The sequence below is a fragment of the Aquimarina spongiae genome (assembly GCF_900141785.1).
GTDB classification, from domain to species: Bacteria; Bacteroidota; Bacteroidia; order Flavobacteriales; family Flavobacteriaceae; genus Aquimarina; species Aquimarina spongiae.
Window position 1 is genome coordinate 362,553 of the sequence record NZ_FQYP01000002.1, and the last position, 25,279, is coordinate 387,831.

Genomic DNA, 25,279 nt, shown 5'->3' on the forward strand with positions numbered 1-25,279 from the left:
ATACAAAATACTATGCGTGCATAGTTTTTCAGGAATAATATCGTAACTTCCCCAAAATATAGAAATTACATATACCAATGAGTTATACAGACAAAATGCTTCGTGATGGAGCTTTAGAAGGAAAAAATATCGTTGTTACTGGTGGAGGTAGCGGACTAGGAAAATCCATGACCAAGTACTTTTTAGAACTTGGTGCAAAGGTAGCTATCACTTCTCGTAATCTTGAAAAATTACAGACCACTGCCAAAGAACTCGAGGACGAGACTGGAGGCACTTGTCTTCCTCTTCAATGTGATGTGAGACATATCGACCAGGTGGAAGCTATGAGAGATGCCGTGATTAAAGAGTTTGGTTCTGTGGACATATTGTTAAACAATGCTGCAGGAAACTTCATTTCTCCTACTGAACGTTTATCTGCGAATGCATTTGATACCATTATTGATATTGTTCTTAAAGGAACCAAAAACTGTACTTTGGCTTTTGGTAAACATTGGATCGATACAAAATATAGAAATACTGTTGTATTAAATATCGTAACTACCTACGCATGGACAGGATCTGCATATGTGGTACCTAGTGCAACGGCAAAAGCTGGTGTTCTGGCAATGACAAGATCTTTGGCTGTAGAATGGGCAAAGTATGGAATGCGTTTCAACGCTATCGCTCCTGGACCATTCCCTACCAAAGGGGCCTGGGACCGTTTGATGCCCGATGAACTTAAAGAAAAGTTAGATATTACCAAACAAGTACCGCTAGGAAGAGTTGGTAATCATCAGGAGTTAGCTAATCTTGCCGCGTATTTGGTTTCTGACTTTTCTGCCTATGTAAACGGTGAAGTAATGACTATTGATGGTGGAGAATGGCTTAAAGGAGCTGGTGAGTTTAACATGCTAGAGCTAGTGCCTGAACAGATGTGGGATATGCTAGAGGCTTCCATCCGATCAAAAAACAAGAAATAAGTAGTTATTAACAATTCATAAATTACTCAGGACCATTTGCAAAGGCAAATGGTCCTTTTTTGTCCATACTGTTAACATTTTTCATTTTTATAATATATAATAAATCGTATTTTTATCGCTTAAAAACCAAATCTCCCCAAATGGGTAAAATAATAGCGATTGCCAATCAAAAAGGAGGTGTAGGAAAGACTACCACCTCAGTTAATTTAGCAGCTTCTCTAGGTGTTCTGGAGAAGAAAGTGTTACTAATCGATGCCGATCCTCAGGCTAATGCTACCTCGGGACTAGGTCTTGATGTAGAAAGTGTCGAAAATGGAACGTATCAAATTCTTGAGCATACCATAAAACCTCAAGAAGCAATTTTGGAGACTACCTCTCCGAATGTACATATTATTCCTGCGCATATTGATCTGGTTGCAATCGAAATTGAACTTGTAGATAAGGATGATCGAGAGTATATGATGAAAAAGGCTATCGAAGAGTTGCGATCCGAATATGATTATATTTTAATTGATTGTGCTCCATCATTAGGACTTTTGACACTAAATGCACTGACTGCTGCGGACTCGGTTATGATCCCAATACAGTGTGAATATTTTGCGCTAGAAGGGCTTGGTAAATTACTGAATACAATAAAAAGTGTACAAAAAGTACACAACACCAATCTGGATATCGAAGGGTTGTTATTAACCATGTATGATTCTAGATTACGTTTATCTAATCAAGTGGTAGAAGAAGTACAGAAGCACTTTAATGAGATGGTTTTTAAAACAATCATCCAGCGAAATATTCGTTTAAGTGAAGCCCCAAGTTATGGAGAGAGTATTATTAATTACGACGCAGCTAGTAAAGGAGCTAGTAATTATTTAAGTTTGGCGCACGAAATTATAAAGAAAAACAGTTAAGGATACATGGCGAAGGCAACAAAAAAACAGGCATTAGGAAGAGGATTATCTGCACTCTTGAAAGATCCAGAGAATGATATCAAATCTGTTGATGATAAAAATGCAGATAAGGTTGTAGGGAATATTATAGAGCTTGAATTGGAAAGTATAGACGTAAATCCATTTCAGCCACGTACAAGTTTTAATGATGAAACCTTACGTGAACTAGCTACATCGATAAAAGAAGTTGGAGTTATTCAACCTATTACGGTACGAAAATTAGACTTTAACAGTTATCAGCTTGTAAGTGGAGAGCGACGTTTCCGTGCGTCAAAATTGGCAGGTTTAAAAACAATACCTGCATATATCAGGATTGCCAACGATCATGAGTCTCTGACCATGGCTTTGGTAGAAAACATTCAAAGACAAGACCTTGATCCTATCGAAATTGCTTTGTCTTATCAACGCCTGATTGATGAAATCAGTTTAACTCAGGAGCAATTAAGTGATCGCGTAGGTAAAAAAAGATCTACAATCGCAAACTATTTGAGGTTACTGAAACTAGATCCTATTGTTCAAACAGGAATGCGTGATGGTTTTATTTCTATGGGGCATGGACGTGCTTTGATCAACTTAGAGAACAACCAACAACAATTAGATATTTACGAAAAGGTAATTGGAAAAGGACTTTCGGTTCGTGAAACAGAAAAATTGGTAAAATCCTTAAAGGATCCTTCTGAAAACTCAACTTCTGAATCCACCACTACAACTCCTTCGCAATTACCAAAAGATATTGCAAAAGGAGTAAAAGAGTTTTCTGAGTATTTTGGCGCAAAAATTGATGTAAAAGTTTCCAGTAAAGGAAGTGGTAAATTGATTATACCCTTCTCTTCTCAAGAGGATTTTAACCGGTTAAAGAAACTCATCAATAGTGAAAATTAAACATTGTTATATCATTTTTTTTGTACTCTTCTCTTTTCATACCGCAGTTGCGCAAGAAGAGGATGAAGAACTAAAAGTTACTACTGAAGAAGTAGCTGTCAAAAAGAAAAAAAGAGATAGAAAAAAGGAAAGAAGGGAAAAGAGAATTCAACCTTACGAACCTTTAGCTCCTGCCAGAGCAGCTTTTTACTCTGCTGTACTTCCTGGTTTGGGCCAAGCATACACCAAAAAATATTGGAAAATCCCTATTGTATATGCTGCCATAGGTACTGGAATTTATTTTTATCTCGATAACAATAGAAATTATAACGATTTTAGAGATATTTTTAAAAGACGATTAGCAGGTTTTACCGATGACCGTTTTATAAACCAGCAAACCGGTGAAATACTAGTTTCTAACGAGCAGCTTATATCGTTACAAGAACGTTTTAGAAGAGATCAGGAGTTATCATTATTACTGACTGTTGCGGCATATTTATTAAATATAGTTGACGCTAACGTTACCGCTCATTTACAACAATATAATATTACAGACGATCTTTCACTAAAACCAGGAATAAATTTTAACGAATTTGATTTTACTCCCAATTATGGAGTTACTTTGAACTTTAATTTTTAAGATCAATTCATTTTTATAATAACCAACACACATGAAAATTGCATTACTAGGATATGGCAAGATGGGTAAAACCATTGAAAAAATAGCAACAGAAAGGGGCCATACCATAGTACTTAAAGTAGATAAAGACGATTCTAATTACGATCTATCCCAAGCTGATGTGGCTATCGATTTTAGTATCCCAACAGCGGCGGTGACTAATATTTCTAATTGTTTTGAGGCTGGAGTACCCGTGGTTTCGGGAACCACAGGATGGCTCGATCATTATAAAGAAATGATCTCCTTATGCAAAGAAAAAAAGGGCGCTTTTATTTATGCTTCTAACTATAGTTTGGGTGTCAATCTTTTCTTCGAACTCAATAAAAGACTAGCAAAAATGATGAATCCTGTAGAAGGATATTCAATAGCTATGGAAGAAATTCATCACACTCAAAAATTAGATGCACCAAGTGGAACAGCTATCACCCTTGCAGAAGGAATCATAGACAATACTAATAAAACAGGATGGCAATTGGATCAAGGAGACCAAAACACTATACCTATTGTTGCCAAAAGAATAGAACAAGTTCCTGGAACACACACCGTTACTTATTCTTCTGAAGTAGATGATATAGAGATTACTCATACCGCTCATAACCGACATGGTTTCGCTTTAGGTGCGGTGGTTGCAGCAGAATGGCTGAAGGATAAAACCGGTGTTTTCGGAATGAAAGACGTTTTAGGTCTATAAAAACGTAACACTTTTCCAATATAGGGTACATATACTAAAAAAATAAATACTTATGGCGCTCACAGAATGGCTTATATTTTTCCTAGTACTTCAGGTGATTCACTTTTTAGGAACCTGGAAATTATACACAAAAGCGGGTAGAAAAGCTTGGGAAGCAATTGTTCCTATATACAACGCAGTAGTTTTGACAAAGATCATCAATAGACCTTGGTGGTGGGTTATTCTACTATTTATACCTGTTATCAATGTCATTATGCTTCCTGTGATTTGGGTAGAAACTATCAGAAGTTTTGGTAGAAACTCCACAACAGATACCATTCTGGTCGTTGTAACTCTTGGGTTTTATATATTTTATATAAACTATGCTCAAGATGTAACATACATTGAAAACCGGAGCTTAAAGCCTAGGACTTCAACAGGAGAATGGATAAGTTCCATTTTGTTTGCAGTAGTAGCTGCTACTATCGTACATACATATTTTATGCAGCCATATACTATTCCTACAGGTTCATTAGAAAGAACATTGCTTGTTGGTGACTTTTTGTTTGTAAGTAAATTTCATTACGGAGCGCGCACCCCTATGACTGCAGTTTCTTTTCCTATGGTACATGACACCATACCATTGGTAAAGACAAAATCCTATGTAAGCAAGCCACAATATCCATATTTCAGACTTCCAGGTTTTCAGAAAATCAAACGCAATGACATTGTCGTTTTTAGCTGGCCAATAGATACGGTTCGCTTTTTTAGAGATCGATCCAAAAAAAGTTACTACAAACCCATCGATAAAAAATCAAATTACGTAAAAAGATGTGTAGGTATACCAGGGGACTCTTTATCCGTGGTTGATGGTTTTGTGCATATTAATGGCAAACAAAATGTGTTACCAGAAAGAGCTCAACTCCAGTTCTCTTATTTTGGAAACACTAAAGGGAGTGGTTTTAATCTACAAAATCTTTATGACCGCTATAAGATCAAACCCAAAGAATTTGGGTATAACAATACTCAATTTAGTGCTTTAGGCCTTACAGAAAAGGCAGCTGCAAGGTTTAAAAACCATCAAAATGTTGCATCCTTAGAACGTGTTATCACTCCAAAAGGACAAAAAGATCCTAGTATTTTCCCAAACAATGGAAAAGTAAATTGGAATAACGATAATTTTGGTCCTATCTATATTCCTGAGGCTGGCAAAACAGTGAAGATGGATCTGAAGAGTTTCTCTTTATATCGCAGAATTATTGAAGTATATGAAGGCTCTGAAATGGGTATAGATAATAAACTTTCCGTAAACGGAACTCAAGTGCTACTTAACGGGAAACCACTAGATTCTTACACCTTTAAGCAGGATTATTACTGGATGATGGGAGACAATCGTCATAACAGTGAGGATAGCCGTGTATGGGGTTATGTTCCTGCCAATCATGTAGTAGGAAAACCAGTTTTTGTATGGTTCAGCTGGGATTCTAATGCCAAGGGACTATTGAATAAAATAAGATGGGATCGTATGTTCACTACAGTTGGAGGTAGCGGAGAACCTGTATCTTATTTCAAATATTTCTTGATTCTATTGGCAGGATGGATTATTTATAATCAGTATCGAAAAAGAAAAAAAGGAGCTTAAACCACAGAAACTAAGTTCTTCCAAATTTTAACTGTCTAGGCATTGAAAAAAGTTCTGTTACATCCTATGTATTTTGGCTCCATAGCGCAATATGTTGCTTTGGTACAGGCTGATGGTGTTATTTTCGAAAATGAGGATAATTATCAAAAGCAAACCTACCGCAATCGCACCTATATTTACGGAGCTAATGGAAAACTACTTTTAACCATCCCTATAAAACATACTGGGAAAGCAGGAAGACAATTATACAGGGATGTACGTATTGAAAACGATTTTAGTTGGCAGACCTTACATTGGAAATCCTTGGAGACTGCATATAGAACCTCTCCCTTTTTTGAATACTATGAGGATGAATTTGCTCCTCTTTTTGAGAAAAGAAAAGAGTTTTTGCTGGATTTTAATCATGAGTGCTTTCAGGCGCTTCAGGACTGCTTGCAGTTAGATACTCCTTTTTCAAAAACTTCTAAGTATCAAGAACAACCCGAAGATAGTATAGACTTACGAAATTTGGTATTTGCCAAAAAAGAAAAATCGTATGACCTACAGTCTTACATCCAAGTATTTAGTGAGAAGCACGGTTTTATTTCTAATCTTTCCATACTGGACTTACTTTTTAATGAAGGAACTAACGCCTTGTCTTATTTAGAGCAACAGACTATTTTTTAAATGATTCGTCCTATTGTTCATTATAGTTTACATTTTGTTATTCCTCTAGTTGTGATTCTAATTTTCTTTCCAAAGCAATGGAAAAAATTATCACTCATTTTTCTACTCTCTATGCTTGTCGATTTGGACCACCTTTTGGCAACACCTGTCTTTGAGGCCGATCGATGCAGTATTAACTTCCACCCTTTACATAGTTATATCGCTTTTTTTGGATATGCAATAATGCTGCTGTTTCCAAAAACACGAGTATTAGGTATAGCTTTACTTTGGCATATGATCACAGATCAAATTGATTGCTGGATGATGTAAAAACATTGGATATCAGTTCGTTTGTAAAATATTAATTATATTTAGAACGAAACTTGTACAACAAGCCCCATTAACCTAAATCTATTATCTATGAATAAATTTTTACTTGTATTGGTAATACCACTAGTATTATTCTCTTGTAAACAGCAATCTAAAGAGCCAAAAAAAGAAGCAGAACAGACAACAAGTCCCGAGGAATCTTATACTCCTATAACCCTTAAAAACAGCGATACGCTTTCCCTGGATCCTAAATTTGCAAAAAGACTAACTCCTCAAGAAACCGCAAGTATCTTTACCCGAAGAATTAAGCGTCAATATGAGGTGACCTATCCGATTCGTCAGGCCTATTCGTATCAGGATGAAGCTGGATCTTATTATGTAGCACTTGCACAAGATCAATCTGAAATTACTAAAGAAGGAGATACACTTTACGACAAATTACAAGGGCTTATTTTAACCAAAAAAGGCAATGGCCTAAAAAAGAAGTCCAGCATCAACGATGAAACCGATAATGATTGGGAAACGTCTATTTTCTTCTGGAATCACTACTCAGAAATTAAAGATTTTGATAATGATGGATTAGCCGATTTGATATTGGTGTATGGTACTACAGGACAAGAAGACTATGCCGATGGCCGTATGAAAATGATGATTTATCACAAAGGAAAAAGAATTACCGTAAGACATCAAAATAGTGATTACGACGGTAGATTAACCAAAATTAGCAGTAGATTCTACTCGCTACCCGAACAGCTTCAAAAGGTAGTTATTGATAAAATGAGAGCAATGACCAAAAACAAACACGCCACTTTTTCTGCAAATTGGGAAAATAAAATGATGAAAGACAAAGCAACCCAATTGGAAGATTTGTAAAAAGCAACTAGAACAATAGACTTAAAAAGAAGTCCAAAGAGACCATACTCTATACCTACAATTGCACTCTAGAAAATATCGGATAATGATCGGATAGTTCTTGATGGATATTTTTGAACTCTAACACTTCATATTCTTCTGGAACCAAGATAAAATCTATACGCACAGGAAAAAGATCGAATTCCCAGGTTTTACCGAACCCCTTCCCTGCTTCTTTAAAGGTATCCTGAAGCCCCTCAGACACGATTTTATCATACACATAAGAGTATGCAGAATTATTAAAATCTCCCATCACAATGTTTCTATAAGGAGATTGACGCATATGCTCAATAAGTTCATCAACCTGTTCCTGTTGACGTTCAAATGAAATTTGGATTCTTTTCAACAACTTTTGCGAGTCTTCCTGAGAAATTCGGTTGGTATTCGAACTAATCTTATGGGATTGTAAATGGACATTATATATCCGCAATGTATCTTTTTGAATAGCGATATCACAAAAGATAATATTGTTTGCTGTTTTTTTGAAGTGAAGCGATCCTTTATTAACGATAGGATACTTGGAAAAGACAACCAGCGCCAACTCGCCATTATCATTGTTAAAATCTTCGAACTTATACTGATATTGCGAAAAGTCGGTATCTGGATTGTTATAATATTCCTGAGCACAGAAAATATCCGGGCTTTCTGATCGTACAAAGGCAGAAATATCCTGAGGGATAGTTTTGGAATCAATCCATGAGAATCGATTAAAACTCCTTACATTAAAACTCAATAAGGAAATACCATCAGTTGTATCTTCGGTAGATTTACCACTTATTTTATACAAGGAAGTAACATGCGATATCCCCAATACCAATACTACCAGAGATAGGATTGCTTTTTTATTTAAGAGCACCACCCAATAGATGAGAAAAACAACATTGACCACAATCAAAATGGGTACTGCCAGACTCAATACCGATAACAAAGGAAAAGTTTTGGGAGATACATAGGGCAATAAATACGATAGCAACAACGCAAACGCCGCTATAGAATTCATCAAAAAGATAAATTTATTTACTAATTTCCTCATAGATAGCCCCTATTCCTTACCTGCTTTAAATAAAAAATCCTTTTCTTCTTTGGTTAAACTATCGTATCCACTCTTGCTTATTTTATCAAGAATTGCATCAATTTGCTCTTGATTTGGGGTTTTTACGTATTTCTTTTTAGAAGAACTCGTTCTTTGTTTAGGTTTTGTATATGATTTTGACTTGTGTACAGTTTTGAGTGGGCTTTTCTTTTTTGGGGTGAACATATTGGCAAATCCATCCATTATTTTTTCAAACCAAAGCCCAATATCATTTCCCTTTTTTAATTGAACGGCATACATATAACCAAATAGTGCACCGCCTAAATGCGCTATAAGTCCACCAGCATTTCCTGAAGTCGGTATTTGAATAAGATCTGAAAGCACTACAAATACCCCGATTTGCCACAATTTCACATTAAAAAAGATAATTCTTACCTCAGCATTGGGTGTGTAGGCCGCGATAAAAATCATAATCGCTCGTACTGCAGCAGATGCTCCTATAAGATAAGCTAAAGTACCGGATAGCACAGGAAATACATTATATGCTAATACAAACAACAACCCACCACAAATGGCACCCAACAGATATATAGTGAGAAAGCGTTTCTCGGTAAATAAATTCAATACATACTGTCCAAACCAATACAACACCAACATATTCCAAAAGATATGCCAAAACCCAAAATGCAAAAAACTATAGGTCAACAAACTCCATAGCTGGACAATCAAAGAACCAGGCTCTACAGGCAATACAAACCATTTCATCAACTCACCAGCACTGGTTTTGAAGATCCACGAACCCAATGTAGCCACAAGAAACAATGCCACATTAATAACGATAAGCTTAATGATAATATTTGCAGTCTTAAACTGATATGTAAAATTAGTTGATGTCATATCAATACCAACGATGTTGATTAAACGAATTCTTTTTCCAATACCACATAGTGACAAATCCAATTACCGCACCTCCTATATGTGCCCAATGCGCAACATTAGAAGGTCCCAAAATAGCCTGTCCTGTAATCCCTCCCCAAAGATCCAATAAGAAATATCCTCCTATTAAATATTTAGCTTTAATAGGTATTGGTATAAATATAATATATAAGGGCAAGTTAGGAAACAATACCGCAAAAGCAGCCAAAACTCCAAAAATTGCACCCGACGCTCCTACCATAGGAGTTACATAAGCTCGAATCATTTTCTCGGTAACCTCTTGCGGAATATTAGGGTAAACCTTGTATTGACCCGAAGCAATTGTTTCCTGGATGAATGTATTTATTTCTGCCGAAGAAAAACCTGCCTCCAAATAAGCCTGGTAACCTGGCGCAAACTGAAAATAGGTAAAAAGAATTTGAAACCCAACTGCACCAAGTCCTGAAAAAAAGTAAACGAATAAAAATTTTCGTTGTCCCAATGAATTTTCCAAATGGCTTCCAAACATGTATAGAGCAAACATATTAAAGAAGATATGACCTGCATCGGCGTGCATAAACATATGGGTAACAATCTGCCAAATCTGAAAATTATCATTTTTTGGGAACCACAACGCTAACCATTCAAACGCATGATCACCAAGTGAGATAGACCCGATAAAAAAAATGATATTAATTATCAGTAAGACTTTTACTGTTTCTGTGATTCTCCCCATTTAAAAAAATTTCTTATCGATCTCATCTACCGAAAACGTGATGAAAGTCGTCTTATTATCTGGTGTTATTGTTGGCTCGGTACAAGCAAAAAGACTATTAGCCAAATACTGTATTTGTTCTGCACCTAATTCAGTACCCGTTCTTACCGCTATACTCTTTGCCATAGATTTTGCTAATGCATCGGTTTGAGAAAATCCGCTATCCGGAACATCATTCTCCAAATCACTTATCAATTGTTCCAAAAGTGTTCCCACTTCTTTCTCTCCTACTACAGATGGAATCGCGGTTATTTCCAGCTCTCCCAAATTGTCGTCGCCAAAAACAAATCCAGTATTTTCTAATTGCTCTTTTACGGTATCCAAAAGTGCCATTTCTGTTTTTGACAACGAAATTTTAAGCGGAAATAACAATTGTTGACTTACTGAGCTAGCCATGGTAATACTACGAAGTAATTCTTCGTATAAAATTCGTTGATGTGCTCGATGTTGGTGTATAATCACCATTCCACTTTTGATGGTGGTCACTATATATTTCTTTTGTAATTGATAGGTGTTTTGATGCACCAAATCCTTTTTTTCATCATCTTCAAACAGGGATCCAGTTACTTCAGCACTTTCAAATTCTATGGTAGAAAAACCTTCTTCTTTTTCTGTTTTGGCTTCAGTAGGTGAAGTTATAGGGTCCTCCGACTCTAAACCTACATATAGATTCTCCCAGTTACCGGCTGATTCCTTTTTGAAAGATGAAAATGAAGACTTTCCAGAAGATTGACTACCTGCTGAAGAAGAACTACTCTCTTTAAAAGGATTAAAATTACGGTCCACCTCTACTTTGGGTATCTGAGCTGCCTTATTCTTATATTCATAAGGGGTATCCATCGTTGCATCCCGATCAAAATCTAATATAGGAGCTACATTAAATTGTCCCAAACTATGCTTTATCGTTGATCGTAACATTGCATATAATGCATGTTCATCTTCGAACTTGATCTCTGTTTTGGTTGGATGGATATTGATATCTACTGTTTCCGGATTTACTTCTAAATAAATAAAATAACTGGGATGCGTTTTTTCTTTTACTAATCCTTCAAAAGCAGCATTTACCGCATGGTTCAAATATGGGCTTTTGATGTATCGATGATTAACAAAGAAAAACTGCTCTCCTCTAGTTTTTTTGGCATACTCTGGCTTCCCCACAAAACCACTGATGGTGACTAAATCGGTCTCTTCAGATATGGGCACTAATTTTTCATTGGTTTTACCACTAAAGATGTTTACTATGCGTTGTCGATAATTTGAAACCGGCAGATTGAAGATCTCACTACCGTTATGATACATATCAAAACGAATATCCGGATGCGCCATAGTCACTCTATGAAACTCATCGATAATATGACGTAACTCTACAGCATTTGATTTCAAAAAATTACGTCGCGCCGGAATATTATAAAACAGGTTTTTTACGCATATCGAAGTACCCTTGGGTGTTACACATGCTTCTTGAGAGGTAATCTTACTACCTTCTATTTTGATTTCGGCACCCACCTCATCACCTTCTTGCTTGGTTTTAAGCTCTACATGGGCTATCGCAGCAATAGATGCCAACGCCTCACCACGGAACCCCTTGGTATCCAGATGAAACAAATCCTCTGCAGATTTGATTTTTGAAGTAGCATGTCGCTCAAAACTCAATCTGGCATCGGTATTGCTCATCCCTACTCCATCATCAATAACCTGGATTAAGGTTTTACCTGCTTCTTTTATAATTAGTTTTATATACGATGCTTTTGCATCAATCGCATTTTCTAATAATTCTTTTACTACAGAAGCTGGTCGCTGAACCACCTCTCCTGCAGCAATTTGATTAGCAACGTGATCTGGTAATAGTTGTATGATATTAGACATTTATCGTCTTGCAGTAAATATGGATAAATCAAAATCTATTAGAAACAGGAATACAAAAAGTAAGATCATAAAAATAACAAGAACTCTTCTATTGATTTTTCTATCTGATTCATGTCTTAGTTCATTCCAGGCATTTTTGAAACGATCCTTAAGGTTTCCAGTCTTACCAATCGTACTTCGGTATTCATCAAACTTATGTCCGATTTGATAAGGGCTACCTTCTCCTTTATCGTCCCAATACCTTGGCGTGTAACTAAACTTTTTATTTTTTCTTGTCTTAAAAATTCCCATAACGTATTCAAATATACTTAAAATGCATTGTAATGTAAAGCTTTTAGCATTACAATAACATCAAGCAACACTTGTGCCAAATAAAGAAATTAAATGGAAGATTATTCTTTGTAGAATTTGGAATCTTTTCTTAGCTGAGCCATTTTAATCGCTGCTATCGCCGCTTCTGTGCCTTTATTCCCGTGTTTACCCCCTGATCTATCTATGGATTGCTGCATATTATTGTCGGTAAGCACACAGAAGATTACTGGGATATCATTTTGGATATTTAAATCCTTGATCCCTTGGGTAACTCCTTCGCATACAAAATCGAAGTGTTTGGTTTCCCCTTGAATCACGGATCCTATAGCAATAATTGCATCCAGCATATCAAAGGACTCTTGCATCTTTTTGCAACCGTAAATCAACTCAAAACTTCCGGGAACATTCCATCGAACAATATTCTCTTTGATAGCACCACAATCAATAAATGCATCAAAAGCTCCCTGAAAAAGACCTTGAGTTATGTTTTCGTTCCATTCTGAAACAACAATCCCAAACCGAAAGTTTTTCGCGTTTGGGATTGTTGCTTTATCGTATTGTGATAAATTTTTATTTTCTGTAGCCATTCGTTTACGTTAAGCGTTTAGGATCATGAGTTAAGAGTTACTCATACAATCACTACACTCTTAACTAGACAATCACGACTATTTTTGCATTCCACGTGCTTTTCCTAAGTGTACGTCTGCTTGATTTGCTTCTACACTTTTAGGAAATTCGTTTTTAATTCTTTCCAAATACTGCACCGCTACTTCTGATTTACCCAAAGAAATTGCGGTAATTGCAGCTTTCAATAAAAATTTAGGAGTAGTAAAATTATTAGTTTTTGAAGAAGCTGCTTTTTCATAATATCCTAAAGCTTCATCTTGTTGGTTTAATTGAGCAAAAGCATCTCCAATACCTCCCAAAGCTAATGGACCTAACATCTCATCATCGCTTTTGAAGTTATCCAAATAATCGATCGCTTCCTGATACTTATTCATATTCAAATAAGAAAAACCAACATAATAATTGGCAAGGTTAGCCGCTTTTGTACCTCCGTAATTATCTATGATTTCTAAAAATCCGTATTTACCTTCTCCTCCATTAAGAGCTAGATTGTATATAGAGTCACGAACTGTAGAATTACCATTTATTGCAAGGTCAAAATATTGTTGGGCTTGAAACATCTCGTTGGCTGCTTCTTGTTCTTTTGGCTCCTGGATAAACTTTTGAAATCCTAAATAACCCAAAATTATCAAAGCAATAAGCCCTACACCACCTAAAATGTATTTTTGATTTGCTGCAACCCATTCTTCAGTTTTAGAAGCACCTTCATCCAAGGTGTTAAACACTTCGGCTGTTGTTGAGTTTTCTTCAACCTGTTCTACTTCTTCCGCTTTATTTTTTGGTTTGTATCCGCGTTTCTTGTAAGTTGCCATAAATTTTCTTTAATGAAGGGCAAAAATAAAATTTTTATTCATAATTAAAAGCACAAGTATTTATTATTTTTCAATATTTTGCACCGATTAATTGCGAATCTTATTTCTAGCACTATCTGTTGATCATCAGTGTTTTATGTTTTTAAAATCACTTTCTTTACTCAATTATAAGAATTTTGAATCGATTGATTTCGAATTTGACCACAAGATAAATTGTCTCGTAGGAAACAATGGAGTGGGCAAAACCAATATTCTAGATGCCATTTACCACCTTTCCTTTGGGAAAAGTTATTTTAATCCGGTGACGAGTCAAAATATTAGACACGGTACAGATTTTTTTGTTATTGATGGTCTCTATGAAAAGAACGAACGAGAAGAGAAAGTTATTGTAAGTACCAAAAGAGGACAAAAAAAAGTTATTAAACGCAACGGAAAAGTATATGATACTTTTAGTGAACACATTGGTTTTTTACCACTAGTCATTATTTCTCCGGCGGATAGGGATTTGATTACCGAAGGAAGTGATACCCGACGTAAATTTATTGATGGGGTAATATCACAAAGTGATCATGGTTATTTAACTACCTTATTAAAGTACTCCAAACTGGTCTCACAGCGTAATTCACTCCTCAAATATTTTAGTGCCAATAACACCTTTGATGCCACCCAACTAGATATCTATAACCAACAACTAGATGAATTAGGAAATGTGATCTATGAAAAAAGGGTAGCCTTCCTGGATACCTTTATTCCTATTTTTATTAATCGATATCAAGCCATAAGTTCTGGCAAAGAAAATATTTCGCTCACCTACCAAAGTAAATTATCTCAAAATCGTTTGTTGGTTTTATTAGAGCAAAATCTGGAAAAAGATCGTGCATTACAGTATACCAGTGTTGGAATTCATAAAGATGATTTGTCCTTTGAAATTGAAGGGTATCCTATCAAAAAATTTGGTAGCCAGGGCCAACAAAAATCATTTTTGATTGCATTGAAATTAGCTCAATTTGATTTTATCAAAAAACAAAGCAATGTGAATCCAATTCTTTTACTAGATGATATTTTTGATAAATTAGACGAAAAGCGTGTGGAGCATATCGTTAAGTTGGTAGATGATCAAAATTTTGGACAGCTATTTATTAGTGACACCCATGCTGACAGAACAGAAGAGGTGGTTAAAAAGATTTCACAGAGTTATAAAATTTTTAAGCTGTAGACATCATGAAAAAAATATTTTTTGTCTTACTACTAGGATTATGCGCTGCTTGTACAAAAGTAGATCCAAATAGCTATAAAAAACACATCAACGGGTATTGGGAAATTGAGCGTGTAGTGCTATCTACTGGTGAGGAAAAAGAGTACAATTTCAATCAAAGTATCGATTTTTTTGAATTAAAAGATACTATAGGAACTCGAAAAAAAGTACAACCCAAAATAGAAGGGAATTTCATTGTAACTCGAGATAGTGAAACGTTTGTGGTAAAAATCGAAAATGATAGTTTAAGAATGTACTACACCACTCCTCTTGACTCCTGGAGAGAAACTGTAATTTCTGCCAAAGAAAACCAGATCATCATCAAGAATGAAGCTGGAAATATGTACTTTTATAAACGCTATCAAAAGATTGAATTATAATGGCAAAAAGGAATCGTGAACATCAAAGCTTGAAAGAGGTTTTAGAAAACTTTGTTACCGACAACAACTTGCAAAAAGGGTTAGACAAAGTTAATGCTAAAGAAGTATGGGCAAAAGTTATGGGACCTGCGATTATGAATTATACTCAAAACATCAAGCTAGAACGCAACACCTTGTTCGTACAGTTAAACTCATCTGTATTACGAGAAGAATTGAGCTATGGTACACAAAAAATTATCACCAACCTTAATGAAGAGTTAGGCAGAGAGCTGATCCAAAAACTAGTCTTGCGCTAATCGATCTTTTACATACTCTATTTTAGTTTTACCATGAGGTGTAGGTCTGCCATTTTCATCCAAATTCACCAATGTAATATTTTCCACGTTGATAATCGTCTTCCTGGTTAACTTATTACGGACCGTACATTTTAATACCAAAGAGGTATTTCCAAATTTTACCACATCCATACCTATTTCTACGATATCTCCCTGTACCGCAGAGCTCACAAAGTTGATTTCTGACATAAATTTGGTGACTACCCTTTTATTCTCTAGCTGTATTACTCCATATAATGCCGCCTCTTCGTCTATCCATTCCAGTAATCGACCTCCAAATAAGGTTTCATTAGGGTTTAAGTCTCCAGGCTTTACAACTTTTCTGGTGTGATATCTCATAATTTCTTTGTTTTTCCTACTACAAAGGTATCGAAAACCATAATAAAAATGCAGTGTTTATAGGGTACTGAATAAAAATTATGAGATTGAGAATTATTACTTCCTTACATTACCATAACAGGAATTATAGGATTTGGATTTTATGAAAACTTAAGTGTTTTAGGGCACGGTTACCGTTACACAAAACTTTGGAGCGGGTTCGCATCCTGCGATTTCACTCTCAATACAAACTTCATAAGTACCTGGTGTAAACTGAAATGTAAATGTATTATCTCCGGCTACTCCTCCATCGGTCTCCTGAGGTTCTCCATCGATAGTCCATTGGTAGGTAACTTGCTCTATTCCTAAGAAATCAGCATTGAATACATAGGTATTTGTATTTCCTTCTTGTTCTGCGGTAAAGAACAATTCTGGGCATACGATAATATCCTGGCAAAATTCTGTTCCCTGCGGACACAATGGTGTCTCTGTAGCAATGCACACTCGATGTGCTCCAGGAGTAAATTGAAATACAAAATTATTGTCACCTTGGGCTCCACCATCATTTTCTTCGATTACCTGATCATCAACTACCCAATTATATTGGGTATCACTGATCCCTTCGAAATTTGCCGTGAAATTATACTGAAAAGTTCCTTGCTCTTGCTCAAAAGTAAATCCAAGATTAGGACATCTACTTTCTACAACAAGGGTTTGGCAAGCTTCTTTCCCCTCTGGGCAATCTGGAGACACCACTTTTACACAAACTTCATAAGTTCCTGGTGTGAATTCTTGTCTGAATATATTTCCATCCAGAACCGCATTAGATACTACTTGACCATCAATTTTTAGCGAAACTTGAAAATTATCAAGAATTTCGAAATTAGTAACGATTTCGTACAGCGTATCAGAAACCGACCGAATTTCAAAACGAATATTGGGACACCCCACGCAACTATTAATAATGCTATAAAACTCAAAATAAGAAGAAACCGTTTCAGAGACCAAATCAGGCCCCACTAACACATTAATTGGAAACCTGAAATTAGGTTGATAAGTACCTCCCTGATCCATAAGGAACCCTACAAAAGCTTCCTGATTTTCTATGGTTACTTCTGCATTTTGGCTATTAATTACCGTAATTGGATAATCAAATTTGAAACATTGCCTAAACAACGCATTAAATTCATCTCTAAAGGTTCCAAGCTCGCACTCTCTTAATACTTCGATTAACCCAGCTTCATTCTGTATAGTAACAGGACTTGTACTCGTTCCAAATTGAATGGTTACCGGGAATGCTAATCCAGTGATATTAAAATTTCCACTTTGGCCGGAGATCGCATCAACTAATCCTTGAAAATCGTTGATACGAATACTCGAATCGTTATTGAATCCCAGAACAATAGGATACTGAAATGAGAAACATAAATTATCTTCAGAAACTCCTGGTGTACTTACCAATTGGTTAAGTAATGTCACCAAAGCAATAGAAGATGTAATCTCCCCTCTTTCTTCAGGAAAAAAGGAATCATCATCTACACATGAGCTTGCTAATACTAAAAATATTAGCGCCAATGTTTTGAAATATGTCTTGATTATCTTCAAAATAAAAGTGTCTTATATAGATATAACGCTTTGAAAATCATTTACCCTACCCCCTTGCTCCTATCACTTATATACCTTGAAAGTATAAAATTTTGTTTACAATATAAAAAACGTCCGCTATTCAACAAGGTATTAGTTGAAGTTCGTATTATTTTACCATAAAAAAAATCCCCAGAAGAAGTTGCCGTTCTCCTGGGGATCAACCTAATTAATCTAACCTAAACTAAACCTATCTTATCGACGTTTAATTTTAAATTTCTTTATTCTATTACTAATGTTTTACAATATCTTACTCCTTGCGGACAGTTTGGTGTCTCGGCAATAATACAAATCTCGTAAGTACCTGCTCCAAACTGATAGTACAGATAGTCATCTTTTTCTTCGTTACTATCCACGATTTCTCTGTCAACTACTTCTCCATTAATCGTCCACTCATAAGAGGTGTCTTGCATTCTGTCAAAACTTGCATAGAAGTTATATCCTGGTGTGTCTCCTTCTTGCTCCATTTCGAAGAATAGCTCTGGACAGTCATAATCGATTTCGATCACTTTACAGAAAGAAACTCCTTCTGGACAATCTTCGGTTTCTATTAACATACAAACTTCATATCTACCTGGTGCAAACTGGAAGTAAAATGGTTCATCGTGTCCTTGTGTTGTTCCTACAAAATCCTGATTTACCGACCAGCTTATTGGAGTTTCTTCGATACCATCAAAGTATCTCGGATAGAAGTAGTACGCAAGGTTATCACCATCTCTCTCTGCTTCAAAAGTTAATTCTGGACAGGTTTGCCCTACTCTAATCTCTTTACAGTATACCACTCCATCAGGACAATCCGGTGTTGTTACTTTTAAACATACTTCGTATACTCCAGGACCAAATTCCTGTACCAATACTCTAGACCCTTCTTGTTGATCTGTAGCGTTCTCTACTTGCTGATCGTTTACATACCAAAGAATCTCGCTCACCTCATCTGTACCTTCGATCACTGCTTCAAAAACATAGGTTCCATCGGTACCTGGCTCCATTTCTTTTCTAAAGAATACTTCAGGACAAGCTAAATCAGATTCTTCAACTCTAATTTCTTTACAGTATGACGCTCCTTCTGGACATTCGTCAGTTTCTGTCTTAATACATACTTCGTACACTCCTGGCTCTTCAAAATCCCAGATTAAATAGTTACGCTCATTTGGTGACGAATCTTCTACCAACTCTCCATTGATGTACCATCCGTAATCCAAACGCTCTATTCCTTCAAAATCAGCGATGAATTTATAAGTAGATGGCTTTTCGTTGGTTCTGCTCTCAAAGAAAAGATCTGGGCATGGATCAGTTTCATCTCGTACTACATCTATTTCTTTACAAACTTGTATCGGACAATCGTCACTTGCCACCTTCACACAAACCGTATGTTTACCTGATTCAAATCTATAATCTAAGATTTGACCAATAATATTGTCAATATTCCCTGTTGCTATTTCTTCGTCGTCTATTGTCCAAGTAAATCGAATGTCTTCTAACTCATCTAGCTGTGCAATAAATCTATATACTGCGCTACCAGGTTCGTTTTCGATTTCCAGATTAATTTCTGGGCAGGTTTCAAATTCTTCATTTACCTCACAAGAAGTAAATGTTAACATCATAGCAAAAACTGTTATCAACCAAATACTAATTTTTTTCATCGTAAATAATTTTAGGGTTACTTGTTTCGAATGGCTTTGCGACCGCTCTATAAGTGAAACGCCTGTTTAAAAAAACACCCTACCCCCTGTGAGGGTATTTTCCCTAAAAAAAATTAAAAACAAAGAATTAATATACTGAAAAACAATATTTTACAACAAAAAAAAGAGACAGCAAATTTGCTGTCTCTTTTAAAATTTTGGCTTTATTAATTCTAAGATTACGGTAATCTAAAGCGCTAAAAAGTCTACTTCAATACATTTCTCCAAAGTACCACAATCTTGTGATTCTCCTTTGTAACATACTTCATACTTACCAGGTTGAGTAAGATGATCATCTAAAATGATAAAATTACCTGTAGGAGAATTAGACGGCACTTGATTACCATCAATAGTCCAAACCACAGTACTTGGATCTACAAGAGGAACAAGAGGATTACGAGCAACAAATTCTCTATTTCCACTAGAAGCGTATATAATATTAAAAGCGTTACAATCTACTGGTTGTGGCATAGGAATGACCACTTCTAAGCAAAATTCTGTGCCTTGAGCACACTCATTGGTTTCTGCTTTAATACATACTTTATATGTTCCAGGATTGTAAGAGCCTAAATCCAGCATATCATCTCTATCCTGACTTTGAAGATCTTCGGTCTCTACCAATTGACCATCTACAAACCACTCGTAAACGTCTAATTGATCAATCCCTGGAAAGCTTGCGAAAAGAAGGGTTCCCTCTTCTATAAAAGATAAATCCGGACAGTTATCTCCTCCTGTATTATCGTCTTCTATCACTACAACTTTACAGAATTCGACACCTTGTGGACATTCTGGAGATTCGAACTTAATACATACATTATATTCACCTGGGTTGTATGTGCTCAAATCCAGTTTATTATCTCTATCTTGATTTTGATTGCTTTCGGTTTCTACTACTTGTCCGTCTACAAACCACTCATAAACATCGATTTCATCAATACCTTCAAAACTGGCTGTAGCTACTCCTCCTTCTACAGTAAAAGCAAGTGAAGGACAGTCCTCATTTCCGACAGGTTCTTCAATTGTGATTTCTTTACAGAATTCTACGCCCTCCGGACAAGTTTCTGTTTCAGCTTTTATACATACGGTATACGTTCCAGGGTTATAGGAACTAAGATCGAGCTTATTATCTCTTTCGTTTTGAAGACTTTCGGTTTCCACCAATTGATCATCAACAAACCATTCGTATACGTCGAGGTCATTGATTCCATCAAAATCTGCAAACAGTTCTTTTCCATCCTGTGTAAAAGATAATTGCAGACATTCATTTTCTTCAATATCTTCACAAGATGATACCAAAGCCAATAGCCCAAATAATAGGTAAATTACATTTTTAAGATTTTTCATTTTAATTTTTAAATTAAGTTCTAGATTTATGCGAATGCTCAATTGAGATTTGAAATGTTATAACAAGAATAGAACGAGTGTGAAAAGGTATACCCTACCCGTCTTTCTTTATATTTTTTTGATAGCTTAGAAAAAAAATCTAGATTTGACCTCATCTATATCCACCCCAGATGTCTGACAATAAAAATTCTACATGTAACGAAAAGGTATTTGATAATTTCTTTAAAAGTCATTCCAAACTTTTAAGGAACTATCTGTATTATAAGTTTGGAGATCTTGATCAAGCAGAAGATATCGTACAGGATGCTTTTATTAAACTATGGAATAACTGTGCTAATGTATCGATAGACAAAGCCAAAAGTTATGTATACACCGTTGCAACCAATTTGGGAATTAGTATTACAAGACATCAAAAGGTAAAATTTAAATATCAGGATTATGTAACTCAGCGAAAATCAGATATTAATCACGAGTCTCCAGAGTTTATTGCTTTGGAAAAGGAGTACATGGAAAAACTAAAAGCAGCTATTGCTTCATTACCCGAAAGACAACGTGAGGTATTTTTGTTGAGCAGGATCGATAAAAAAACCTATAAAGAAATTGCTGAACTATCAGGAGTCTCTGTAAAGGCCATTGAAAAATTAATGCACAAAGCCCTGGGCACATTGCGAAAAACATTAGGAAATATATAAAACACACAACAATACTGTTCAAATCAGGTTATGATGGTAGCAGTAATTCATAATAAAACAAGTAGTTAGATTATTTTTTTTCAAAATAGTGGTAGGGTAATTTAAAGTTAATGCGTTCATATTATATAGACAGAAGTTATGTTTGAAGATAAAAAAGATGATTTTTTCTTAGCCAGATGGGTAAGCGGAGAGCTTTCTGAAGAGGAATTCAAGGCGTTTAAGAAGCATCCGGAATATCAGTATTATGCCAAAATAATGGCAGGTGCAGATGCTCTTGATCTTAAGACGTATAATGTTGAAAAAGAACTCATCGCTTTGAAGTCTAAACGAGAAAACACTACTAATAAAAAGAAAAAAGGTACAGTAATCAAACTGCTACCTTACGTGGCCGTGGCTGCATCTATAGCTATCATATTTGGGATATTTTTATTTGGACCTAAAGATGATTTTGCTACCCAATATGGCGAAACATTAACGGTGCAGTTACCTGATGGTTCTGAAATGATATTGAACGCAAAGTCTAAAGCTAGTTTTGATAAGGACAATTGGAAAAATACCCGCCTTGTTTCTTTGGAAGGAGAAGCCTTTTTTAAAGTAACCAAAGGAAGTAAATTTACGGTATCCACAAAAAACGGAGAAGTTTCTGTATTAGGAACCCAATTCAATGTGCAGTCTCACAATGCTCTCTTTGAGGTGAATTGTTATGAGGGAAAAGTAAGCGTGGTGAATAAAAATTATACAGAAATACTTACCGCTGGTAAGGCATATAGAAACTATGGAAATACACCAGAAAACTGGACTTTTACCGGAGCAGAGCCTACATGGTTAACCAATACAAGCTCTTTTAGAAGTATTCCATTGAAATATGTTTTTAAAGAATTAGAAGAACAATACAACATACAAATCAACTCCTCTAATATTGATCTAACTACCATTTATACAGGTACATTTCCTAATAATAATAAGGAAGTGGCGCTTAGAACAGTTTTTAGTACCTTAGGCATGGACTACACCATATCGGAAGATGGAAATACCGTGGTGCTAGAAAAATAAAAGCATGATTAGATTTTTGTGTGTATGTATTTTTTTGTGGAATATCTCTGTTTTTTCTCAAGAAAGAACAACTATTGCTGCGTTAAAAAGCGCTCCCTTATCTGAAGCACTTACCATAATAGAAGAACACTATCAGGTAAAATTCTCTTTTATCGATAATTTGATCGCCAACAAAGAGGTGTCTCTTGATATTACTTCTACCACTTCTTTGGATCATGTATTACAAGAAATCAGCAAACAATCCCAATTAAAATTTGAAAAGACTGGAGCCAATTTTGTCACCATCAGATCCTATAGTAAAAAAGACAACCTTAGCATTTGTGGATATGTTTTTGACGAAGAACAAAAACCCTTAAAGAATATTGGAGTTTTCTTCAAAGCGCTGCGAATCAATACGACCACTGACGAGAATGGTTATTTTGAACATCCCGGAATTCCGTTTAATTCTGTCACGCTTATCAGTGCACCCGGTTTTAGGCAAACGGTATTAAAAACAGCTTCTTTTATCGATGGAGATTGTATCCATATCTATTTGAGTCGAACTAAGGAAGAAGAACTAGAAGAAGTACTCATTCAAGAATATCTGGCCAAAGGAATCACTCAAAACAAAAAAGTGATCAATATCGATCTCAATAATGTAGAGGTACTCCCGGGTAGAACAGAACCCGACATATTACAAACGGTACAACTTACTCCAGGAGTAAATAATCCCAACGAAACGGCTTCAGGTTTATTTGTAAGGGGAAGCACCCCTCACCAAAACCTTATTCTTTGGAACGGGATAAAAACCTATAACCAAGGACATTTTTTTGGTATGCTATCTGCTTTCAATCCTTATGTTGCCAAGGAAGTAAATTTCTCAAAAAGTGGGGTGAGCGCAAAATATGGGGATCGAATTGCCGGTGTTATCGACATCAGTTCTGAAAACAAAGTAGCCGATCGGTTCTCTGGCGGTGCTGGGATCAACATGATCAATGCCGATGCTATCATTACCACTCCAATCGTAAAAGACAAAGTATCTCTCCAAATTTCTGGAAGAAGGTCATATACCGATGTTTTAGAAACCTTTACGTATAATCAGCTTTCGGATCGGGTGTTTCAGAATACTCAAATTGCAGAAACCACACCTTTGGATGAGGAAGACAATGATTTTTTCTATGCCGATTACAATGCTAATCTTATCATTCAGCCTTCAGAAAATCAACATGTCGAGATCAATACCATTTATAATAAAAATGACCTTGATTTTAGAAGAAGTGATGGTGCAGAATCTCTAAGTGATGATTTGGTAACCGAAAATGAAGGATATAACATCCGTTGGAAAAGTCAGTATGGCGATCACCTATCCCTGGATGTGAACGGATATTACACCAGATACCTGTTAAATTATCAATTTATTACCAGAGATCTTGGAGCTATCACAGAAATCGAAAGCAAGAAAAATAGTATTCGAGATTTTGGAGGGCAATTCAATTTGGATTATAAGTTTACAGAATATCAGAGTCTATCGGCAGGTTATCAATTTTCTAACAACGATATCCGATTTGCTTTTGTTACCTCTACCTCTAGTTACGAACTAATTTTGGATGAAGATGATCGTTTTTTAAACACCCATTCTTTCTATTCTGAATATAAATACGAGGACCCTAAGAACATTTTTGTATCTGCAGGGTTGCGTTTTAATCAATATGCAGAATTAGATGAATCATTTATTGAGCCCCGAGTGTTTGTGCAGAAACATTTAAGTAAACACTGGACCATCAATACTAGCGCAGAGTACAGAAGTCAAGCCGCTAGTCAGATCCAGGAATCTGTGGTAAGCAATTTATCCTTAGAGAATCAAGTATGGACCTTGTCTAACAATGATGAATTTCCTGTAGTAACCAGTTATCAGTTCACCCTTGGTTCTAGTTTTAGAAAAAACAGATGGTACATAGATGTGGATGGGTACTACAAACAAATTGACAACATCACCTCGCTAACTGCTGGTTTTATTAATCCAGTAGATAACACCTACCATAATGGAGAAAGCAGGGTATTTGGAATGGATGTTTTCATCAAAAAAAGGTTTAGAAACTACAAAACTTGGGTGAGTTATTCTTTTATAAATACGCGTAACCGATTTGATGATGTAAATAACAATGAGTTTTTCCCTGGCAATTGGAATATCGAGCACACCGTAAAATGGTCTCAATTTTATAAAATCAAAAACTTCCAATTTTCTTTAGGCTGGCTCTGGCATACGGGTAAAGCTTTTACCAACATATCAGGAGTTGATGACTCAGGAGATATTGTGGTTTTAGAGTTTGGAGAAATTAACAGTAATACCTTACCGGTATACCATAGGTTAGACTTTTCGGCTATCTACGATTTTCAATTAAAAGCTAACTCTTCGGTAAAATACAGATTGGGATTATCTGTACTCAACCTCTATGACAGAGAGAATTTATTAAATAGAGAAATCAGAACTACAAACTCGTTAAATAATCAGTTTATCAGTGCAGATGTAGTTTCTTTAGGTATTACTCCTAATCTTAGCTTTAGAGTCTTCTGGTAATTAACACATTTCAATTTTATAATTACAGAATTTCTTG

Annotated in this window: 26 protein-coding genes; 15 read left to right on the plus strand and 11 right to left on the minus strand. The window is 35.7% G+C overall.

The window, feature by feature from the left end; translation table 11 throughout:
- Positions 1–77: 77 nt before the first annotated feature.
- From BUE24_RS06350 to BUE24_RS06390, 9 genes are all read left to right on the plus strand, one after another.
- Entirely contained in the window at positions 78–959 is an 882-nt protein-coding gene (locus BUE24_RS06350; RefSeq protein WP_073315062.1) for an SDR family oxidoreductase, read from the plus strand.
- 140 nt (positions 960–1,099) lie between these two features.
- Entirely contained in the window at positions 1,100–1,864 is a 765-nt protein-coding gene (locus tag BUE24_RS06355; RefSeq protein WP_073315063.1) for a ParA family protein, read from the plus strand.
- A 6-nt stretch (positions 1,865–1,870) separates the two neighbouring features.
- A complete protein-coding gene (locus BUE24_RS06360; protein WP_073315065.1) occupies positions 1,871–2,785 on the plus strand; it encodes a ParB/RepB/Spo0J family partition protein in 915 nt (304 codons plus the stop codon).
- Entirely contained in the window at positions 2,775–3,404 is a 630-nt protein-coding gene (locus tag BUE24_RS06365; RefSeq protein ID WP_244548130.1) for a DUF5683 domain-containing protein, read from the plus strand. The genes BUE24_RS06360 and BUE24_RS06365 overlap by 11 nt, the downstream gene beginning before the upstream one ends.
- 31 nt (positions 3,405–3,435) lie before the next feature.
- On the plus strand, positions 3,436–4,134 hold the full coding sequence (gene dapB / locus BUE24_RS06370; protein ID WP_073315067.1) for a 4-hydroxy-tetrahydrodipicolinate reductase: 699 nt from the start codon (positions 3,436–3,438) through the stop codon (positions 4,132–4,134).
- 52 nt (positions 4,135–4,186) lie between these two features.
- Positions 4,187–5,755 (plus strand): signal peptidase I, encoded by a 1,569-nt coding sequence (gene lepB / locus BUE24_RS06375; protein ID WP_073315069.1) that lies wholly within the window; start codon positions 4,187–4,189, stop codon positions 5,753–5,755.
- 42 nt (positions 5,756–5,797) lie between these two features.
- A complete protein-coding gene (locus BUE24_RS06380) occupies positions 5,798–6,421 on the plus strand; it encodes a WbqC family protein (RefSeq protein ID WP_073315070.1) in 624 nt (207 codons plus the stop codon).
- On the plus strand, positions 6,422–6,730 hold the full coding sequence (locus BUE24_RS06385; protein ID WP_073315072.1) for a DUF6122 family protein: 309 nt from the start codon (positions 6,422–6,424) through the stop codon (positions 6,728–6,730).
- 90 nt (positions 6,731–6,820) lie between these two features.
- Positions 6,821–7,603: a M949_RS01915 family surface polysaccharide biosynthesis protein gene (locus tag BUE24_RS06390; RefSeq protein WP_073315073.1), complete on the plus strand. Its 783-nt coding sequence runs from the start codon at positions 6,821–6,823 to the stop codon at positions 7,601–7,603.
- Between the two features lie 55 nt (positions 7,604–7,658).
- Here the strand turns inward: BUE24_RS06390 and BUE24_RS06395 are convergent, their stop codons facing one another.
- The 7 genes from BUE24_RS06395 to BUE24_RS06425 all read right to left on the minus strand — a co-directional run bounded on the left by BUE24_RS06395 (position 7,659) and on the right by BUE24_RS06425 (position 13,982).
- Positions 7,659–8,642, minus strand: coding sequence for an endonuclease/exonuclease/phosphatase family protein (locus BUE24_RS06395; protein WP_170864564.1), 984 nt, complete (start codon positions 8,640–8,642; stop codon positions 7,659–7,661).
- 42 nt (positions 8,643–8,684) lie between these two features.
- Entirely contained in the window at positions 8,685–9,572 is an 888-nt protein-coding gene (locus tag BUE24_RS06400) for a rhomboid family protein (RefSeq protein ID WP_073315078.1), read from the minus strand.
- 1 nt (position 9,573) lies between these two features.
- Positions 9,574–10,326, minus strand: coding sequence for a rhomboid family intramembrane serine protease (locus tag BUE24_RS06405; RefSeq protein ID WP_073315079.1), 753 nt, complete (start codon positions 10,324–10,326; stop codon positions 9,574–9,576).
- The gene (gene mutL / locus BUE24_RS06410) at positions 10,327–12,231 is read right to left on the minus strand and encodes a DNA mismatch repair endonuclease MutL (protein WP_073315081.1); all 1,905 of its coding nucleotides are present in this window, start codon (positions 12,229–12,231) and stop codon (positions 10,327–10,329) included.
- Complete coding sequence (locus BUE24_RS06415; protein ID WP_073315083.1) at positions 12,232–12,522, minus strand: riboflavin synthase subunit beta; 291 nt, start codon at positions 12,520–12,522, stop codon at positions 12,232–12,234. It lies immediately after the preceding gene.
- 101 nt (positions 12,523–12,623) lie between these two features.
- A complete protein-coding gene (ribH, locus tag BUE24_RS06420; protein WP_073315084.1) occupies positions 12,624–13,130 on the minus strand; it encodes a 6,7-dimethyl-8-ribityllumazine synthase in 507 nt (168 codons plus the stop codon).
- A gap of 78 nt (positions 13,131–13,208) precedes the next feature.
- Positions 13,209–13,982 carry a tetratricopeptide repeat protein gene (locus tag BUE24_RS06425; RefSeq protein WP_073315086.1) on the minus strand — a complete coding sequence of 258 codons (774 nt, stop codon included), beginning with the start codon at positions 13,980–13,982 and terminating at the stop codon, positions 13,209–13,211.
- Between the two features lie 136 nt (positions 13,983–14,118).
- On the opposite strand from BUE24_RS06425, the gene recF reads away from it, so the two are divergent.
- From recF to BUE24_RS06440, 3 genes are read left to right on the plus strand one after another with little or no spacing between them, the layout of a single operon-like run.
- A complete protein-coding gene (gene recF / locus BUE24_RS06430) occupies positions 14,119–15,198 on the plus strand; it encodes a DNA replication/repair protein RecF (RefSeq protein ID WP_073315087.1) in 1,080 nt (359 codons plus the stop codon).
- Between the two features lie 5 nt (positions 15,199–15,203).
- The gene (locus BUE24_RS06435; protein ID WP_073315089.1) at positions 15,204–15,617 is read left to right on the plus strand and encodes a lipocalin-like domain-containing protein; all 414 of its coding nucleotides are present in this window, start codon (positions 15,204–15,206) and stop codon (positions 15,615–15,617) included.
- Positions 15,617–15,913 (plus strand): DciA family protein, encoded by a 297-nt coding sequence (locus tag BUE24_RS06440; RefSeq protein WP_073315091.1) that lies wholly within the window; start codon positions 15,617–15,619, stop codon positions 15,911–15,913. The genes BUE24_RS06435 and BUE24_RS06440 overlap by 1 nt, the downstream gene beginning before the upstream one ends.
- On the opposite strand, the gene BUE24_RS06445 is transcribed toward BUE24_RS06440, so the two are convergent.
- From BUE24_RS06445 to BUE24_RS06460, 4 genes are all read right to left on the minus strand, one after another.
- Positions 15,899–16,291, minus strand: coding sequence for an acyl-CoA thioesterase (locus tag BUE24_RS06445; protein ID WP_073315093.1), 393 nt, complete (start codon positions 16,289–16,291; stop codon positions 15,899–15,901). The genes BUE24_RS06440 and BUE24_RS06445 overlap by 15 nt on opposite strands.
- Positions 16,292–16,450: 159 nt before the next feature.
- Positions 16,451–17,845 (minus strand): hypothetical protein, encoded by a 1,395-nt coding sequence (locus BUE24_RS06450; RefSeq protein ID WP_073315095.1) that lies wholly within the window; start codon positions 17,843–17,845, stop codon positions 16,451–16,453.
- A gap of 290 nt (positions 17,846–18,135) precedes the next feature.
- On the minus strand, positions 18,136–19,557 hold the full coding sequence (locus tag BUE24_RS06455; protein ID WP_073315096.1) for a hypothetical protein: 1,422 nt from the start codon (positions 19,555–19,557) through the stop codon (positions 18,136–18,138).
- A gap of 228 nt (positions 19,558–19,785) precedes the next feature.
- Positions 19,786–20,940, minus strand: a complete 1,155-nt coding sequence (locus BUE24_RS06460) for a hypothetical protein (RefSeq protein ID WP_073315098.1) — start codon at positions 20,938–20,940, stop codon at positions 19,786–19,788.
- Positions 20,941–21,110: 170 nt separating this feature from the next.
- Here BUE24_RS06460 and BUE24_RS06465 point away from each other — a divergent pair, with 170 nt between their 5' ends.
- The 3 genes from BUE24_RS06465 to BUE24_RS06475 all read left to right on the plus strand — a co-directional run bounded on the left by BUE24_RS06465 (position 21,111) and on the right by BUE24_RS06475 (position 25,242).
- Positions 21,111–21,632, plus strand: a complete 522-nt coding sequence (locus BUE24_RS06465) for an RNA polymerase sigma factor (RefSeq protein WP_073315100.1) — start codon at positions 21,111–21,113, stop codon at positions 21,630–21,632.
- Positions 21,633–21,770: 138 nt separating this feature from the next.
- Positions 21,771–22,685: a FecR family protein gene (locus BUE24_RS06470; protein ID WP_073315101.1), complete on the plus strand. Its 915-nt coding sequence runs from the start codon at positions 21,771–21,773 to the stop codon at positions 22,683–22,685.
- 4 nt (positions 22,686–22,689) lie between these two features.
- On the plus strand, positions 22,690–25,242 hold the full coding sequence (locus BUE24_RS06475; RefSeq protein ID WP_073315102.1) for a TonB-dependent receptor domain-containing protein: 2,553 nt from the start codon (positions 22,690–22,692) through the stop codon (positions 25,240–25,242).
- Positions 25,243–25,279 lie beyond the last annotated feature (37 nt).